The 17,221-nt window shown below is 58.5% G+C and carries 13 protein-coding genes and 1 pseudogene; 8 read left to right on the top strand and 6 right to left on the bottom strand.

All coding sequences use genetic code 11. From position 1 onward, the window contains the following. The first annotated feature begins 73 nt into the window (after positions 1-73). Positions 74-3,538: a dermonecrotic toxin domain-containing protein gene (locus ACWR1S_RS21345; RefSeq protein WP_454564871.1), complete on the top strand. Its 3,465-nt coding sequence runs from the start codon at positions 74-76 to the stop codon at positions 3,536-3,538. A gap of 41 nt (positions 3,539-3,579) precedes the next feature. Here the strand turns inward: ACWR1S_RS21345 and ACWR1S_RS21340 are convergent, their stop codons facing one another. Beyond that, positions 3,580-4,359 carry an IclR family transcriptional regulator gene (locus ACWR1S_RS21340; protein WP_454564870.1) on the bottom strand — a complete coding sequence of 260 codons (780 nt, stop codon included), beginning with the start codon at positions 4,357-4,359 and terminating at the stop codon, positions 3,580-3,582. A gap of 164 nt (positions 4,360-4,523) precedes the next feature. Between ACWR1S_RS21340 and hmgA the strand changes: the two genes are divergently transcribed. The 4 genes from hmgA (at position 4,524) to ACWR1S_RS21320 (ending at position 9,297) form a co-directional block, all read left to right on the top strand. Continuing rightward, complete coding sequence (gene hmgA, locus ACWR1S_RS21335; RefSeq protein WP_454564869.1) at positions 4,524-5,828, top strand: homogentisate 1,2-dioxygenase; 1,305 nt, start codon at positions 4,524-4,526, stop codon at positions 5,826-5,828. A gap of 3 nt (positions 5,829-5,831) precedes the next feature. Next, positions 5,832-7,136, top strand: coding sequence for a fumarylacetoacetase (gene fahA, locus ACWR1S_RS21330; protein WP_454564868.1), 1,305 nt, complete (start codon positions 5,832-5,834; stop codon positions 7,134-7,136). Positions 7,137-7,148: 12 nt separating this feature from the next. Then, complete coding sequence (gene maiA / locus ACWR1S_RS21325; protein ID WP_454564867.1) at positions 7,149-7,784, top strand: maleylacetoacetate isomerase; 636 nt, start codon at positions 7,149-7,151, stop codon at positions 7,782-7,784. 142 nt (positions 7,785-7,926) lie between these two features. Next, a complete protein-coding gene (locus ACWR1S_RS21320) occupies positions 7,927-9,297 on the top strand; it encodes an MFS transporter (protein WP_454564866.1) in 1,371 nt (456 codons plus the stop codon). A gap of 165 nt (positions 9,298-9,462) precedes the next feature. On the opposite strand, the gene ACWR1S_RS21315 is transcribed toward ACWR1S_RS21320, so the two are convergent. Beyond that, positions 9,463-10,266, bottom strand: coding sequence for a SirB1 family protein (locus tag ACWR1S_RS21315; RefSeq protein WP_454564865.1), 804 nt, complete (start codon positions 10,264-10,266; stop codon positions 9,463-9,465). Positions 10,267-10,451: 185 nt separating this feature from the next. Here ACWR1S_RS21315 and ACWR1S_RS21310 point away from each other — a divergent pair, with 185 nt between their 5' ends. Continuing rightward, entirely contained in the window at positions 10,452-11,471 is a 1,020-nt protein-coding gene (locus tag ACWR1S_RS21310; protein WP_454564864.1) for a Glu/Leu/Phe/Val dehydrogenase dimerization domain-containing protein, read from the top strand. A gap of 141 nt (positions 11,472-11,612) precedes the next feature. On the opposite strand, the pseudogene ACWR1S_RS21305 reads toward ACWR1S_RS21310, so the two are convergent. Beyond that, positions 11,613-11,867, bottom strand: a pseudogene (locus ACWR1S_RS21305) (YebG family protein); the annotation flags it as partial. 326 nt (positions 11,868-12,193) lie between these two features. Here ACWR1S_RS21305 and ACWR1S_RS21300 point away from each other — a divergent pair. Next, positions 12,194-12,694: a phosphate-starvation-inducible protein PsiE gene (locus ACWR1S_RS21300; protein WP_026000737.1), complete on the top strand. Its 501-nt coding sequence runs from the start codon at positions 12,194-12,196 to the stop codon at positions 12,692-12,694. Here the strand turns inward: ACWR1S_RS21300 and ACWR1S_RS21295 are convergent. The 3 genes from ACWR1S_RS21295 to ACWR1S_RS21285 form a co-directional block, all read right to left on the bottom strand. Beyond that, entirely contained in the window at positions 12,691-13,008 is a 318-nt protein-coding gene (locus tag ACWR1S_RS21295) for a DUF3509 domain-containing protein (RefSeq protein WP_454564863.1), read from the bottom strand. The two genes, ACWR1S_RS21300 and ACWR1S_RS21295, sit on opposite strands and share 4 nt — an antisense overlap. A 228-nt stretch (positions 13,009-13,236) precedes the next feature. Further along, positions 13,237-14,538 (bottom strand): serine/threonine transporter, encoded by a 1,302-nt coding sequence (locus ACWR1S_RS21290; RefSeq protein ID WP_454564862.1) that lies wholly within the window; start codon positions 14,536-14,538, stop codon positions 13,237-13,239. An 86-nt stretch (positions 14,539-14,624) separates the two neighbouring features. Continuing rightward, complete coding sequence (locus ACWR1S_RS21285; RefSeq protein ID WP_454564861.1) at positions 14,625-16,001, bottom strand: L-serine ammonia-lyase; 1,377 nt, start codon at positions 15,999-16,001, stop codon at positions 14,625-14,627. A 135-nt stretch (positions 16,002-16,136) separates the two neighbouring features. On the opposite strand from ACWR1S_RS21285, the gene ACWR1S_RS21280 reads away from it, so the two are divergent. Further along, positions 16,137-17,084 (top strand): LysR substrate-binding domain-containing protein, encoded by a 948-nt coding sequence (locus ACWR1S_RS21280; protein ID WP_007914183.1) that lies wholly within the window; start codon positions 16,137-16,139, stop codon positions 17,082-17,084. The last annotated feature ends 137 nt before the right edge of the window (positions 17,085-17,221 follow it).

Genomic DNA, 17,221 nt, shown 5'->3' with positions numbered 1-17,221 from the left:
TGATAAAAAAACTACCTTGCGACTATCTGCAGGGCTGCACTCGCTGCTCTGGATGGTAAAGTAAGGAAATGTTGTGGCTAAGTTATTTAAAAGTTTGATGCGTGGTTCCTTGGGTGAACAAGTTACCTGGGCTAAAGAGTGGGAAAAGGCAAACCAGGCAAAAGCCGGTCTATTCAAGATCATCGACGCCATGCCAAGCGTGCTGGATATTCTTCGCAACAGGCTTGAAAGTGAATTAAAGCGTTTGGGTAAAGCAGTCGATATCGATAAGGTCTATGTCAATACGGATCCTGCTTTTCCTGCCAATGAAAATCGGCCTTCGGGCTCTCTTTGGGACGTGGCTGTTTATTGTCTGAATAACAATGTCAGTCCCGCCTACATTGTCGGCGGCGATGGTGTTTTTTTTCTGCCGGACACGTTCAGTGCAAAATTCAAAGTCAATACGCTCAATACTCTTATTGTCGAAGATCTGATCGCTGCTGTAGCTACCGGACTGGAAAAAACGTTGCGAACCGAGATCGCAAAGTTCTGGGCAGCGCCAGCGAAACCCTTACGCGCGAACACTGCACCGCTATCGAATAAGCTGGCTTTCATCGAAGCGTACGCCGTGGTAACGAGCGCAGAGCTGTCCCTGTCGGTCATGGCCAACAATGTTGACGCCCCGCTGGGTGAGCGATTCGCCCAACTGCTCGACGCAGACAACGGTCGCGCAACGTTTGAAGTCAACCTGCGTCCGACGCAGGATTACCTTCTGTCGCGTCAGCCGTGCTTCGTTCTGGACAACGCCGAGCGTCCGGATGCAGAAATGCCGCTGGTCAACGAGTCGACTGCCTATCTCATGCATACGCCGACGAAGGGCTTTGAGTTTTTTGAAAAAAATACCGATTTGCACCGCAAACTTCAGCAGCGATTATCCCTGGGTAATGACCAGATCAGATACTTGAAAGCCACGCAAAGTCCTCACGCCTTTTGTGTCGAGACTCATCTCAAAGGTCAACTTGAAAGCCTGTCGTCCCTGTTCAGTGGCCGGGGACAACTTGAAAAATCGCTCACCTCCATGCTGCAGGAGAATCAACGCCTGCATGTGTTGCGCTACGGTATCAACACCCGCTTCTCTCTGCTCTTGGCTGCGTTGAAACGTACCGACTGGCCACTTTGGCTCCAGGTCGCTGGTAGCGATATTCAACAACGGTATAACCAGCTTGAAGACTCCAAGGATCAATACCAGGCGGCGTTTTCAAGTGCATTCGGTGCGTACTTTTCGTTTAAAGATTATGTGGTGCGTACCTTCGCTGAATGGGCGGACCGGGTGCTCGGTGAACACCTGGAACCAGAAACGATAAGTGTCCATAGCTCGTTCACTCTGCAAGTTGCCGGACGTACTATCGAACAGGAAGAAACCCGGACACTGACGGAATTTATTGTCTTCGGTCTACATGACAATGGTTATAAAGCCACCCTGACTATCATCGGCGCTCCCAACGGAAGTCGGTTGACGACGGCGGCTCTCGAGCAGTGGCTGGAGAACCGTAACCTGCGACTGGAATTTGCCGGCAGCCTTGCATCCTCGCCCTCGGCTGATTACCAGAAGGCTTATCGCGACTACCTCTTCAGCCAGATGGAGTTTGCAGTTTTTGTTGCTCGCCACTCTGGGAAGCTGGATTCCACCGATGCGAATATCATCTCGCGAGCCATGGCCAATGACCCTTCGGTGACTATTCAGGGATTGAGAATCGGAGATCAGGTACCCGCGTTAAAAGATGTCCTGATTATTTCATCCAGAGAATACGTACCGTCGCTGATGTTGGTCAAAACGCCTGGCGGTGCATTTGAACTGCTGAAATTTTCCGATGTTTACGCGGCGAACCGCTGGCTGGAGACAGCATTGTCCGCAGATCGTGAATACGCTGCATTGCTGATCCATCCCGACTACCTGCACGATGCAGGCAAGTTGCTCGGCAGCGATCCAGCACAGCTCAACTACCGCTACACGCTTGATGGCCGGCCAGTCGATCTTGGCCTGAATCTCAAGGCACCGTTGGCGGACTACGTAAATATCGCGTACCGAGCCGAAGTTGCGCTGCACAAGGCTATTGCTCCGGTAGGGTATCGGGTGCTTGGCGTCGAGGGCCGCAAGCGCTATTCGCGTCTGACAACCGAGCTCAAGGCACTAACGATGGTTGATGCGCGAGACAATGGTTTTCCGACATTCGAGCAGTTCACTTATGACTCGGTGAAAGCTCAGATAGAAGACATTTTGCGTACTCGTGGGAGCAACGTTTCGGTCAATCCCGACAAGATCATTGTTCAAACCGAAGAGTTTCGTAAGAGCATTACCGACGTTTTGCTTGAGGGACTCGCCTTTGAAGCCGTGCATCCGGCCTACGCAACGAAATTCAGCCCCAAATACTATTTGGTGAATGGCCATCCCCTCGTTGAAAAACTGGACATCCGAGACCTGTCCTCGCTGTCGAAAACTTTCCGTCCCGGCGACAGATATACCGCGATGTTGAAAGCGCAATATCAAAACAAGGCTCATCCTGACTACGCCTTCAAACGCGCGGTACACGCCCGAAGAATCCGCAGTGAAATGTACTGCAATGCTTTTGCCGACTTCACCAATGGCCGATTATCAACAGAGTATTTCTCCGCTATCCAACGGATTATCGATAATCTGAAAGAGAGTGGCGGCTATCAGTCAATTGTGGATAGCAGCTCCGAAGGGAGTGTCGGGCTGTATAAATTCAATCTAGGCGAGCTGGGTTTGACAGCTGCCTGGGACCGCACGGTTGGCGGCGTTTATATTTTCCGACTGAAGATGTCTTCAGGGTTCGTCGATTTGCTCTATACGCCTGACGCGCCGGATCTGGTCAGCTTCCGGCCAATCGCTGAGTTCATTCCTTCGATTCGTTTTCGATACGGCCCGTTCAGGACCTACTACAGCGGGCGGATACTGCTCGTCGACCAAAAGGTGATCAACGACTATTTCGACAGGTTGGTCGCAACCGTTGATACCCGAGCGGTCATTCGCACGCAGCAGCGTTCGTTACTGCCTGATCTGTTTACTTTCCATGACGAGCGAGTGCGCCGTGTATTGAGTGATATCGACGAGCGCACCACCAGCCTCAATGAAATAGTCGTCGGTCTTGTTTACGACAACCTGTTGAAGGCCGCGAACATCGTGAGCCTGCTGGTGCCTCCCGTGGGCACTGTCGTGGTGGCTGTGCAGTTGATGAAAAGCATCTACGACGCCTCACAGTCGGACAAACGAGGGGACTACCGCGCTGCGCTGGGACATGTCCAGGAAGCGCTGACCGGGCTGCTTACGCTGGGCAAGGCCGCGGCGGCGGGTGACCCGGTCAAGGAAATTACCCAGGCACAACGGTCTTTTCTAAGTTTGTTCGAGGACGCGCGGACGGTGGCGGAACTGGTCACTTATTACACAGGCCAGGAGGAGTCGAAAGAGATGCTGGTCGAGTTCTTCAAGACATTGATGGACGGTGCCGATTCCGGACTGAGTAAAACAACGGTTCATTGACCGTTTTTGAGCACTCGCTGCTCGCTCAATGCGTATAGCGTTTATCGTTCATAACCCATCCGCCAGCTCACGGCCCGCGTCGCAGCCAACAACCGCTGCGCCGCCGGGCCGTTTTCGTCGGCATGGAACAGCGAGGTCGGGCCAACGATGGTCAGCACGGCGGCGACTTGTCCGACAGCATTGAACACCGGTGCGGACAACGCATCCACACCCGGCATCAGCAAACCATGCACATGATGCAGACCGCGTTCGCGGATCTGTTCACACAGCGTTACGTAAGTCTTCTCATCCTTCAGCGGATGATCGGCAGCGGCAATCTCCTGGACGCGCAACTCATCGGTTTCGCGATGTGGCAGATAGGCGCTGAATACCAACCCGGTTGATGAACTGAGCAACGGCAGTACCGAACCCAGTTGCGTCACCACCGTCACTGCACGCACCGCCGGTTCGATGTGCACAACGGTTGCGCCTTGGTTGCCCCACACCGCCAGAAAGCAGGTTTCGTTGAGTTCGTCGCGCAGTTCGGCGAGTGGCAGGGCGGCGACCTTCAGCACGTCCATACTATTGAGTGCGGCAAGGCCCACGCGCAGCGCTTCACGGCCGAGGCCGTAGTGGTTGGTGGCGGCGTTCTGCTCGGCAAATCCCGAGGCGATCAACGCCTGCAGATAGCGATGGACCTTGCTCGCTGGCATCTGCACATGTTCGGCCAGTCGCGACAGCGAAGTGGAGGGCGACAACTCGGCCAAGGCCTTGAGGATGTCGGTGCCGACTTCGGCGGAGCGGACTTTCTGTTTGCCGTTGCTGTCGCTGGTTTTTTCCATGGTGCGGCCGGGTTCCGAAACGAATGGGCGTCTTTATAGCTTGACGCTGGATAGCGAGCAAATTACGTTATGCGTAATCGAATTACGATAATAACAACCCCGGCGTGCCGAAGCCTCTGAGCCAGAGCGATGGGCCACTGCCGACTCCCTGTTCAGGAGGCTCCATGAACCTCGATTCAACCGCTCAGGCGCTGGCGTATCAGTCCGGTTTCGGCAACGAATTCAGCTCTGAAGCGTTGCCCGGCGCGCTGCCCGTCGGCCAGAACTCCCCGCAAAAAGCACCCTACGGCCTCTACACCGAATTGTTTTCCGGCACCGCGTTCACCATGACCCGCAGTGAAGCGCGGCGCACCTGGATGTACCGGATTCAGCCGTCGGCCAATCACCCGGCTTTCGTCAAACTGGAACGGCAATTGGCCGGTGGTCCTTTGGGTGAAGTGACGCCCAATCGGCTGCGCTGGAATCCTCTGGAGATGCCGGCCGAGCCAACCGATTTCATCGACGGACTGGTGAGCATGGCCGCCAATGCCGGCGCCGAAAAACCGGCCGGGATCAGCATCTACAACTACGCCGCCAATCGCTCGATGGAGCGCGTATTCTTCAACGCCGACGGCGAACTGCTGCTGGTGCCGCAACTCGGCCGTCTGCGCATCGCCACTGAATTGGGTGTGCTGGAAGTGGCGCCGCTGGAAATCGCCGTGCTGCCGCGCGGCCTGAAATTCCGTGTCGAATTGCTCGACCCGCAAGCACGCGGCTATGTCGCCGAGAACCACGGCGCGCCGCTGCGTCTGCCGGATCTGGGGCCGATCGGCAGCAACGGTCTGGCCAATGCGCGCGACTTCCTGACGCCGGTCGCCGCCTACGAAAACCTGCAGCAACCGACCACGCTGGTGCAGAAATTCCTCGGCCAGTTGTGGGCCACCGAACTCAATCACTCGCCGCTCAACGTGGTCGCCTGGCACGGCAACAACGTGCCGTACAAATACGATCTGCGCCGTTTCAACACCATCGGCACGGTGAGTTTTGATCACCCGGATCCGTCGATCTTCACCGTGCTGACCTCGCCGACCAGCGTGCACGGCCTGGCCAACCTCGACTTCGTGATCTTCCCGCCACGCTGGATGGTCGCTGAAAACACCTTCCGGCCACCGTGGTTCCACCGCAATTTGATGAACGAATTCATGGGCCTGATTCAGGGCGAATACGACGCCAAGGCCGAAGGCTTCTTGCCCGGCGGGGCGTCGCTGCACAGCTGCATGAGCGCCCACGGCCCGGACGGCGAGACCTGCACCAAAGCGATCAACGCCGAACTCAAACCGGCAAAGATCGACAACACCATGGCCTTCATGTTCGAGACCAGCCAAGTGCTGCGCCCAAGCCGCTTTGCCCTCGACTGCCCGCAACTGCAATCCACTTACGACGCTTGCTGGGCCACGCTGCCCGCCACGTTCGACCCGACCCGGAGATAACCCATGACGCAGACTTCCATCACCCGCAGTTGGGTCGCTTCGGCCAACGGCCACGCTGATTTCCCGTTGCAGAACCTGCCGTTGGGCGTATTCAGCCTCAACGGTGCGGCGCCGCGCGCGGGCGTGGCGATTGGTGAACACATCTTTGATCTGCAAGTGGCGCTGGAAGCAGGGCTGTTCGACGGTGCTGCACGTAGCGCCGTCGAAGCCATGCACGGTGGCCAGTTGAACGCGTTCTTCGACCTCGGTCGCGAGGCACGTGTGGCTCTGCGCACACGCCTGTTGGAACTGTTCAGCGAAGGCAGCACCCTGCGCGGCAACATCGAAGCGCAAGGTGCGAAACTGCTGCCACTGGCCGCCGATTGCCAACTGCATTTGCCGGCACGCATCAGCGATTACACCGACTTCTACGTTGGCATCGAGCACGCGCAGAACGTCGGCAAACTGTTCCGCCCGGATAACCCGTTGCTGCCGAACTATAAGCACGTGCCGATCGGTTATCACGGTCGCGCTTCCACCGTGCGTGCCTCCGGCACCGATGTGCGTCGTCCGAAAGGCCAGACACTGCCGGCCGGTCAGACCGAGCCTGTGTTTGGCCCCTGCGCGCGTCTGGACTATGAGCTGGAACTGGGCATCTGGATCGGCCAGGGCAACGAGATGGGTGATTCGATCGCCATCGGTGACGCGGCCGAACACATCGCCGGTTTCTGCCTGCTCAACGATTGGTCGGCACGCGATATCCAGGCTTGGGAATATCAGCCGCTGGGTCCGTTCCTGTCGAAAAGTTTTATCACCAGTGTCTCGCCATGGGTGGTGACGGCAGAAGCGCTGGAGCCATTCCGTACTGCGCAACCGGCGCGTCCTGAAGGTGATCCGCAGCCGCTGCCGTACCTGTTCGACCAGCGTGATCAGGACGGCGGTGCCTTCGACATCGAGCTGGAAGTGTTGCTGCTGACCGAAACCATGCGCGAGCAAAACCTCCCGGCCCATCGCCTGACCCTGAGCAATACCCGCTATATGTACTGGACCGTCGCGCAAATGGTCGCGCACCACAGCGTCAACGGTTGCCAGTTGCAGGCCGGTGACCTGTTCGGTTCGGGCACCTTGTCCGGTCCGGAAAACGGTCAGTTCGGCAGCCTGCTGGAAATCACCGAGGGCGGCAAAAAGCCGATTGAACTGGCCTCTGGCGAGGTGCGTAAATTCCTCGAGGACGGCGATGAAATCATTCTGCGCGCACGTTGCGCCCGCGATGGTTTTGCCTCGATCGGTTTCGGCGAGTGCCGCGGCAAAGTGCTGGCGGCGCGCTGACAGGAGCGGGTTATGGATCTTTATACCTATTACCGCTCGACCTCGTCGTACCGGGTGCGGATCGCATTGGCGCTCAAGGGCCTCGACCATCAGGCGTTGCCGGTCAACCTGATCGCGCCACCCGGTGGCGAGCATCGCCAGGCAGCGTATCTGGCGATCAACCCACAGGGGCGGGTGCCGGCCTTGCGTACTGACGAAGGCGGATTGCTGATTCAGTCGCCGGCCATCATCGAGTACCTGGAAGAACGTTATCCACAGGTGCCGTTGCTGCCCGAAGATTTGCTCGCCCGCGCGCAAGTGCGCGGTGTGGCGGCGGTGATCGGTTGCGATGTGCATCCATTGCATAACGTCAGCGTGCTCAACCGCCTGCGCCAGTCGGGGTATGACGAGCCGCAGGTGGTCGAGTGGATCAGTCACTGGATCAGCCAAGGGCTGGCGACGGTGGAACAGTTGATTGGCGATGAGGGATTCTGTTTCGGCGAGTGGCCGTGCGTGGCAGATGTGTACCTGATTCCGCAGTTGTATGCGGCGGAGCGCTTCAATGTTTCGCTGGAGGCTTACCCGAAAATTCGCCGTGTGGCGGCGCTGGCGGCTGAACATCCGGCGTTCATCAAGGCCCATCCCGCCAACCAGCCAGACACCCCATAACCCTGTAGGAGTGAGCCTGCTCGCGATGAGGGAGTGTCAGTCACTCATGTTCTGACTGACCCACCGCTATCGCGAGCAGGCTCACTCCTACAAAGGATTATCGCCGTTCACATAATCATAAAAACAAAACAGGTACCTTGCGATGCATAACCAGATTGCCAGCTTCCGCGCGGCACTCGACGCCCGTCCGGTGTCCCGCTATCAGTGGTTGCTCTTGATCCTGCTCGCCTTGCTGCTGGTTACCGACGGCTATGACGCCCAAGTGCTCGGTTATGTGGTGCCCGCGCTGGCACAGGATTGGGGCCTGGAAAAGTCTGCGTTCGGGCCTGTTTTCAGCGCCAACCTGCTCGGCCTCACCCTCGGTTCACTGGCGGTCACGCCGCTGGCTGACCGCTTTGGCGTGCGCCGGATTCTGCTCGCCTGCGTACTGATCTACGCCACGCTGACCGTGCTGATGGTCTTCGCCGACTCGCTCAATACGCTGATGATCGCGCGCTTCATCTGCGGCATCGGCATGGGCGGGGCGATGCCCAGTGCGATGGCGTTGATGTCGGAATACTCACCACCGCGTTTGCGCACCTTGATGGTGACGCTGGCGGCGTGTGGCTTTTCGTTTGGTGGGGCGGCGGGTGGTTTTGTTGCCGCCGGGTTCATCGACCAGTTCGGCTGGCAAGCGGTGTTCCTCGCCGGTGGTGTCACGCCGTTGCTGCTGTTTCCGTTTCTCTGGTGGATGCTGCCTGAATCCTTGCCACGCCTGCTGCGTGATGCACCGCCGTATGCGCGATTGCGCAAAGTCACCGCGCGGATGTTGCCGGACTGGCAACCACCGGCCGCAACCCTGGAGCAGAACGAGCGCGAGCAGGGCAGCAAACTGACCGTGGTCGAGTTGTTCCGCAATGGCTACGCGCGGCCGACCTTGCTGATCTGGGCGACGTTTTTTGTCAGCCTTATTTTGCTGTATTTCATGATCAGCTGGTTGCCAACGCTGTTGCTGGAAAGCGGCCTGAAACTCAACGAAGCCAATCTGGTGGCGTCGATGTTTCTGTTCGCCGGCACCTTGGGCGCGATCGGCATGGCCTGGTTCGCTGATCGCCTGAAACGCAAGGTGCGCTTGCTGTCCGGCGTGCTGACGGGGGCCGCGCTGTGCACGATTCTGCTCGGGCTCAACCACGACAATCCGCGATATCTGGTGGCCTGTGTCTTCGCCGCTGGTTTCTGCATCATCGGCGGGCAACTGACGCTGAATGCGTTTGCCAGTAACTTCTACCCGGCGCATGTGCGTGCGACGGGTACCGGTTGGGCATTGGGCGTGGGGCGCTTCGGTTCGATTCTCGGACCGCTGTTCGGCAGCCTGCTGCTGGCGATGCACATTCCGGTGGCGCAGATTTTCTTCTTCTGCGCGATTCCGGCGGTCATCGCCGCGTTGCTGATTATTCAGGTGCGTTCGCCCACCGACACAGCGCAATCTCCTGTGGGAGCTAGCCTGCTAGCGAAGAACGATAACGCGGTTTAACTGAAAGACCGCGCCGTCTGCTTCGCGAGCAAGCTCGCTCCCACAGTGATGTGTGCCGAGCCGATAATTTAGGTCCACACCAAACCTGTGGGAGCGAGCTTGCTCGCGAAGGCGGTGTTTCTGTCAGTACATTCGTTGCCTGACACACCGCTATCGCGAGCGTTTTCAGTGGACGACGGAGTTGGGCGGCAGGTGGCTGAGGCGTTCAGTCAGGCGCAGGCGCTGGATCGGGTCATCACTCAGCAACAACGCGCGCTCCAGATCGAAGCGTTCAGCGTTCGGGCAGTCGAGCCGTTGGTACAGGCTGGCGCGGGCCAGGTAATCGGCGGCAGCGGCGTCGCCCAGTTCGAGCACGCGTTCGGCGTCGATCAGCGCGGCAATAAAGTCATCATGCGTCAGGTGCAACTGCCGCAGGTTGCGCGACAGGCGCTGAAGCATCTGTACCGGCGACGCGGTCAACAGATGCTCGGCGTTGAGCTTCATGTTCGGCCCGTATTGACGTTGCAACAACTCGCGACAATCGTTGGGGTACAAACGCCGTCCGCCGCACGGATCAAGCAGGTGATCAGCGCCGGGCACCCGTAGCAGAAAGTGTCCGGGAAAGTTGACGCCGACCAGAGGAATCTCCAGACCCCGCGCCAATTCCAGGGCAATCAGCGCCAATGTCAGCGGCTGGCCGCGTCGGGTCTGCAAGACTTTGTGCAACAGCGCAGCCTGCGGCCGCAGCGGCAGAAAATCGTCCTGGGCAAAGCCCAGATCGGTCATGCGGCGTAACAACGGTTGCGCCAGTTCACTCACCGGCAGCATCGGCAAACCGTAACTGACCCGTTGTTGCAAGTCTTTGAAGTCTTGCAGGAGTGCTTCCGGATCGACCGCTTTTTCGTGCTCGGCCGCCATCCATAACGCGGCTTCCAGCAGCGCGGGCGGTGAACGGTGCAGGCATTCGAAAAAACGTTGGCGCGGACTCATCGAAATCTCCGGGGAATGCCTCGTTTTAGCCCCGTCCGTGTCATTCGTCCAGTGTCCCGCTGCACGGGTGTCAGGTTATTCCCCAAAGCCGTTGTCGGCGCGGCGGCTTATTCCGGTGCACTCCAGCAATTTTCGGGCGCAAGCCTATACTGGCGTTCTACAAGAAGTGATTCGGGAGCCCAACGATGTTTGCGCTCATGCAAAGCACTCGCCTGGAATCGCTGCACCTTAGCGTTGACCCGGTCTCCGGGTTGAAGGCGGTCATTGCCATCCACAACAGTCGCCTCGGGCCAGCCTTGGGCGGGTGTCGTTATCTTGCCTATCCCAATGATGAATCGGCCGTCGAGGACGCCATTCGCCTCGCACAGGGCATGAGTTACAAAGCCGCGCTGGCGGGCCTTGAGCAGGGCGGTGGTGTGGCGGTGATCGTGCGTCCGGCCCATGTGGAAAACCGTGGCGCGTTGTTTGAGGCATTCGGCCGGTGCATCAATCAACTCGACGGCCGCTACATCACTGCGATCGACAGCGGCACCTCGGTGGCGGATATGGACTGCATCGCCCAGCAGACCCAGCATGTCACCAGCACAACGTCTGCCGGCGACCCTGCACCGCACGCGGCGATGGGCGTATTCGCCGGGATTCGCGCAACGGCCATGGCACGGTTGGGCAGTGACAACCTCGAAGGCTTGCGCATCGCCATTCAGGGCTTGGGCAATGTCGGTTTTGCCTTGGCCGAGCAGTTGCACGCGGCCGGGGCGGAATTGCTGGTCAGCGATATCGACCATGGCAAGGTGCAACTGGCGATGGAGCAGCTCAACGCTCACCCGATCGCCAACGACGCATTGCTCAGTACGCCGTGCGACATACTGGCACCCTGCGGTCTGGGCGGGGTGCTCAACAGTCACACGGTCACCCAGCTGCGTTGTTCGGCAGTGGCGGGTTCGGCGAACAATCAACTGACGCACCTGGATGTGGCTGATCAACTGGAGCGGCGCGGGATTCTGTATGCGCCGGACTATGTGATCAATGCGGGTGGGTTGATTTACGTCTCGCTGAAACATCGTGGTGAGGAGTTGCCGACGATTACTGCGCATCTGTCGAAAATCAGTTCTCGGCTGACCGAGGTGTTTGCTCATGCGCAGGCGGAGAAGCGTTCGCCGGCGCGGGTGGCGGATGAGTTGGCGGAGAAAGTTTTGTATCGCTGAAACGCAAAAGATCGTCCGATCGCGGCCCGAGCCTTCGGACGATCTTTCAAGGGGCGCTGATTACTTCGCGGCTTTTGCCACTTTGGCTGGCTTGGCCGGCGCTTCAGCAGGTTCTGCCCCCTCAGCTTGTTCAGCAGGCTCGGCCGGTGCATTGAGCAACTCGGACAGAGCATCCGGCTGGCTCTTGAATGCCCGGGCAAACACATCGCGATTCTTCGCCATGTAGATCCCGGCTTCTTCCACTTGCTGTTCAGTCAGGGACGGAACGGCTTTTTGCAGCACATCGGCCAGATATTCGGCCAGTTCGAGCATTTTGTCATGACGGTCAGCTTCGGCTTTATCCATGAACAAGCGCTCCAGATCTCGGCTGCTGCGGTATACCACTTCGACGGCCATTCACCACCTCACATGCCTTCACATTAAGTTGTCTTGACGACTACTGTATCCATATACAGCGAAAAGGATAAGCGAATCCCTGCGCCATGGGTAGTGGCTTTTCAATGTAGACCGGATTTCGGGTTTGTCAGGGAGACCGTGTCGCTGCATTCGCGAGCAGGCTCGCTCCCACAAAAGCACAGCGGTGCGACCAAACGCCACGGCGCGGGTTTGGCGGCGGCTCGCCATGATGGCGTGGCCTCTTTTCTGCATGAAAACCGTTACGTGCAGAAAACCGTCACGTCCAACACGCATCATCCGCTCGAATCGGGCTAAGGAACATCATCGTGAAAATCAACTGGGCCGAGAAACTGCGGCAAAACGTGCATCAACTGGCCGAGTCGCTGGGCAACCTGTTCGTCGAAACCTTCCACTATCTGGCGTTGTTCGCCATTGGTGCGGTAACGGCGTGGGCGGCGGTGATGGAGTTTCTCGGGATGCTCGAGGAAGGCCACATCAAGATCGATGACATTCTGTTGCTGTTCATCTATCTGGAACTGGGGGCGATGGTCGGGATTTACTTCAAGACCAACCACATGCCGGTGCGCTTCCTGATCTACGTCGCGATCACTGCGCTGACCCGTTTGCTGATCTCCAACGTCTCGCACCACAACCCGCCGGACATGGGCATCATCTACCTGTGCGGCGGGATTCTGCTGTTGGCGTTCTCGATTCTGGTGGTGCGTTACGCCTCGTCACAATTTCCTTCGGTGAAGATCGAGAAACCGCAGCGCAAACTTGGCGCCGGTTCCAGCGAGCATCCGGAAGTCGAGAAGGGCGAGCTTTAAAGCCCGGCTGCAGGTTGAGGCTGGCCGACAATGCGTGGCGGTGGCGGGGTCAGTCCGTCGCCGCTGGTCATCGCTTCGAGAATTGCCATGGCGCTGTGGCCCTGTTCGATGGCAATGCCGAATTGAATACTTTGCACCAGACGCTTGAGCCGCGCCGGGTCGTTGCGCTGTTCGGCGCTGATCATGCGTTTGGCCACGATGTGGCCGCTGTTGGACAGGGTCAGCATGATGCTGCCGTCCAGGCCCTGAATGCTCAGGTTGATCTGATAGTCCGGCGCGAAGGCATCGGTAATGATCTGAAAAGGATTGTCCATGATGCGTCACCGCCTGATTGAACGTGCAGTTGTTGACCGGCCGTGATCGGCTTGGTTCGCCAAACCGGATCACCGGCCATTCCGTGTCCTGTACTTTTGACTCATGTTGGCAGCCTGCGACGGCTCCTACAGGTATGTAGCAAGGGCTGTGCCGGGAAAATGGTCGAACAATGAACACGGGCATAAAAAAGGCGAGCCGCTTGGCTCGCCTTCTTTAACAGCCCGTTTTCAGGGCAGAACCGAGTAGATGATCGCTGACAGTGCAATCAGGCCGATCAGCACCACAAACACGTTGGACGCCTGGCCCGAGTACTGGCGCAAGGCTGGCACTCGGCGGATGGCGTACATCGGCATCAGGAACAACAGGCAGGCAATCACCGGCCCGCCGAGCGTTTCGATCATGCCGAGGATGCTCGGGTTGAAGGTTGCCACGGCCCAGCAACTGAGGATCATGAACACGGCAGTTGCGCGGTTCAGCCAGCTCGCCGACATCACCCGGCCACGGCTGCGCAGGCTTTTGACGATCATGCCCTGGAAGCCTTCACTGGCGCCGATGTAGTGGCCGAGGAAGGATTTAGTGATCGCCACCAGCGCAATCAACGGCGCGGCGTAAGCGATGACGGGCGTCTGGAAATGGTTGGCCAGGTACGACAGGATGGAAATGTTCTGCGCCTTGGCCGCTGCCAGATCGGCCGGCGATAACGCCAGCACACAGCTGAAGCAGAAGAACATCACCGTCACCACCATCATGCCGTGGGCCATGGCGAGGATGCCGCTGCTTTTGCGTTCGGCCTGCTCGCCGTAGCGCTGTTTCTGCTCAACCGCGAACGCGGAAATGATCGGCGAATGGTTGAACGAAAATATCATCACCGGGATCGCCAGCCACATTGTCTTGAAGAAAGCGGACATTGGCATGGCTTCTTGAGCACTGGCGAAAAATGCGCCGTTCCAGTTTGGAATCAGGCTGAGCGCAAGCAGCAGCAACGCTGCGACAAACGGATAAACCAGCACGCTCATGGCTTTGACGATCACCCTTTGACCGCAGCGCACAATCGCCATCAAACCGAGGATCAGCGCTAGCGAAAGGATCGCCCGAGGCGGCGGGGCGATGTGCAACTGGTGTTCGAGGAAACTGCTCAGGGTGTTGGTCAGCGCCACGCTGTAGACCAGCAGGATCGGGAAGATCGCAAAGAAATACAGCAGCGTGATCAGCTTGCCGGCACCGATGCCGAAGTGTTCTTCGACCACTTCGGTGATGTCCCCGGAACGCCCGGACAAGACAAAACGGGTCAGGCCACGGTGAGCAAAAAACGTCATCGGGAAGGCCAGTACAGCCAGAATCAGCAACGGCCAAAAACCGCCTACACCGGCGTTGATTGGCAGAAACAAAGTCCCTGCACCGATAGCCGTGCCGTACAGGCCAAGCATCCAGGTGGTGTCGAATTTACTCCAGCCCGTGTGGGCCGTTTCTGCATTGCGTGTGCGATCTACAGCGGGATTTTCGGCAGCAGGTGTACGTACATCGGTCATCGGTATCGCCTCGTTATTATTTTTGCTCGGGCTCACGGTTGGCAGACCGTCGGGTGCGGTCTGCCGGGACGGTCAAGGAATGCGCCTCAGCATTCCACCCAGCTCACCGCCAGGCCGCCCCGTGAAGTTTCTTTGTATTTGTCGTGCATGTCGGCGCCGGTATCGCGCATGGTGCGGATCACCCGGTCGAGGGAAATGAAGTGTTTGCCGTCGCCGCGCAGGGCCATTTGCGTGGCGTTGATCGCCTTCACGGCGGCGATGGCGTTGCGCTCGATGCACGGCACTTGCACGAGGCCACCGACCGGGTCGCAGGTCAGACCAAGATTGTGTTCCAGGCCGATTTCAGCGGCGTTTTCCAGTTGCTCCGGGGTCGCGCCGAGTACGTCGGCCAGGCCGGCAGCGGCCATGGCGCAGGCCGAACCGACTTCGCCCTGACAACCGACTTCGGCGCCGGAGATCGAGGCATTTTTCTTACACAGAATGCCGACGGCGGCCGCGCCCAGGAAGAAAGCGATCACATCATCGTCAGACGCTTCGGGATTGAATTTCATGTAGTAGTGCAGCACCGCCGGAATGATCCCGGCTGCACCGTTGGTCGGCGCGGTGACCATGCGCCCGCCGGCCGCGTTTTCTTCGTTGACGGCGAGGGCGAACAGGTTGACCCATTCCATCGCCGACAGCGTTGAACTGATGACGTTTGGCTTGCCGATCTCCAGCAGGCTGCGATGCAGTTTCGCAGCGCGGCGCGGCACATTCAGACCGCCGGGCAGGATGCCTTCGTGGCGCAGGCCTTGTTCGACGCACTCGCGCATCACCGACCAGATATGCAGCAGGCCCTGACGGATTTCTGCGTCGCTGCGCCAGGCGCGCTCGTTGGCCATCATCAGTTCGGACACGCGCAGGTTGTGCTGTTTGCACAGCGCCAGCAGTTCGGCAGCGCTGGAGAAATCGTATGGCAACACCACCTCACCGGCCGGCGCCACACCGGACTCGGCCTCTGCCGCTTCGATGATGAAACCGCCGCCAACCGAGTAGTACGTCTGCTCGAACAACTCGGCGGTTTCGCCAAAGGCTATCAGGGACATGGCGTTGGGGTGGTAGGGCAGGCTCTCGTCCAACAGTAGGAGATCTTCATGCCAGTTGAAGGCAATTTCTCTTTGCCCGGCGAGGGACAGTTGGCCTGTCTCGCGCAGGTGCTGGATGCGGGGATCGATGGTCGCCGGATCGATGCTGTCCGGCCATTCGCCCATCAGGCCCATGACCGTGGCGCGGTCGGTGGCGTGACCGACGCCAGTCGCCGACAGCGAGCCGTATAAACGGATTTCCACGCGGCGTACATCGTTCAACAAATGCTGATCAATCAGCGCTTGAGCGAAGGTCGCTGCCGCCCGCATCGGGCCGACAGTGTGGGAACTGGACGGGCCGATGCCGACTTTGAATAGATCGAAAACACTGATAGCCATGCTAAACCCTTACAAGCAATGGAGTAGGAATCGCTGCCATTTTTTGTAGGACAAGCGCAATGTCGGCGATACTGCCTACCTCGGTCCTACGTGACTAACGAAACTTCCTAAGTAAGCCTTTAGCAGGACTAAACAATGAGTCGTCAATTGCATGCCCAGACCTATGTCTGGCTGCAGGTGTTTTCCTGTGCCGCGCGGCACCTGTCGTTCACCCGTTGTGCCGAAGAACTGCACATCACCCCGGGGGCGGTCAGCCAACAGATTCGGCAACTGGAAGAGCGCCTCGGCTTTCGACTGTTTCATCGACGCGCGCGCGGTGTAGAACTGAGTGCGGAAGGGCAGCGGCTGGCGATTACCGTCAACGAGGCGTATGGCAGCATTGATGCGGAATTGCGTCGACTCGATGCCGGAATGATCAGCGGGATTTTGCGTGTGCGCTCGATTCCGTCGTTTCTCAGCAAATGGCTGACGCCGCGTTTGCCGCGCCTGCAACAGCGCTATCCGGACATTCAGTTACGGCTGGTTGCCGAGGACAGCAGCGTGCCATTACACGAAGGCGACTTTGATCTGGCGATCGATTTGAACGACGGCAGCTACCCGGGATTGTTATCCACAGCCTTGCTTGACGAGCAGATTTTTCCGGTATGCGCACCGAGCCTGTTGCGCGGGCGCCCGCCGCTGCACGGGCCGGCGGATCTGGTGCATTTTCCGCTGTTGCACGACATCACTGCCTGGCGTGGCAGCTACGAATACGCGGAGTGGGAATTCTATTTAAACGCGATTGGCTTTGAAGGCGCCGACGTACGGCGCGGGCACACGTTCAATCGCAATCACCTGACCATCGAAGCGGCGATTGCCGGCATGGGCGTGGCGATTGCCCGACGGACATTGCTCAACGATGAACTGGAGCGAGGGACATTGATTGTGCCGTTTGGCCTGTCGGTGCCCAACCATAAACGCTACGTGCTGCTGTATGCGCCGGGGGCATTGAGCCATCCGGGCGTGCGGGCGGTGCATGATTGGCTGGTCGAGGAGGCGGGGATATTTCGTAGCTTGCACCCGTTGAATGACGGGCAATTGTGAGCGAATTTTGCAAGGTTGCGAGGCGACCCAACTCCCGACCTTACCAGTGCTTTGCTCGGTTGTCCGGCTTTTTTTGCGAATGAATATTTATCTTTTTTCAGGGGTTGAAATGTTCGCCAGTCGGGCCGATTGTTGTA

The sequence above is a fragment of the Pseudomonas sp. AIG genome (genome assembly GCF_977020205.1).
This window is presented reverse-complemented; position numbering and strand designations above follow the sequence as displayed.

Coding starts and splice junctions, on each gene's coding strand:
- ACWR1S_RS21340 (WP_454564870.1), bottom strand. CDS start 4,359: ATGGAAAAAACCAGCGACAGCAACGGCAAACAGAAAGTCCGCTCCGCC.
- hmgA (WP_454564869.1), top strand. CDS start 4,524: ATGAACCTCGATTCAACCGCTCAGGCGCTGGCGTATCAGTCCGGTTTC.
- fahA (WP_454564868.1), top strand. CDS start 5,832: ATGACGCAGACTTCCATCACCCGCAGTTGGGTCGCTTCGGCCAACGGC.
- maiA (WP_454564867.1), top strand. CDS start 7,149: ATGGATCTTTATACCTATTACCGCTCGACCTCGTCGTACCGGGTGCGG.
- ACWR1S_RS21320 (WP_454564866.1), top strand. CDS start 7,927: ATGCATAACCAGATTGCCAGCTTCCGCGCGGCACTCGACGCCCGTCCG.
- ACWR1S_RS21315 (WP_454564865.1), bottom strand. CDS start 10,266: ATGAGTCCGCGCCAACGTTTTTTCGAATGCCTGCACCGTTCACCGCCC.
- ACWR1S_RS21310 (WP_454564864.1), top strand. CDS start 10,452: ATGTTTGCGCTCATGCAAAGCACTCGCCTGGAATCGCTGCACCTTAGC.
- ACWR1S_RS21295 (WP_454564863.1), bottom strand. CDS start 13,008: ATGGACAATCCTTTTCAGATCATTACCGATGCCTTCGCGCCGGACTAT.
- ACWR1S_RS21290 (WP_454564862.1), bottom strand. CDS start 14,538: ATGACCGATGTACGTACACCTGCTGCCGAAAATCCCGCTGTAGATCGC.
- ACWR1S_RS21285 (WP_454564861.1), bottom strand. CDS start 16,001: ATGGCTATCAGTGTTTTCGATCTATTCAAAGTCGGCATCGGCCCGTCC.
- ACWR1S_RS21280 (WP_007914183.1), top strand. CDS start 16,137: ATGAGTCGTCAATTGCATGCCCAGACCTATGTCTGGCTGCAGGTGTTT.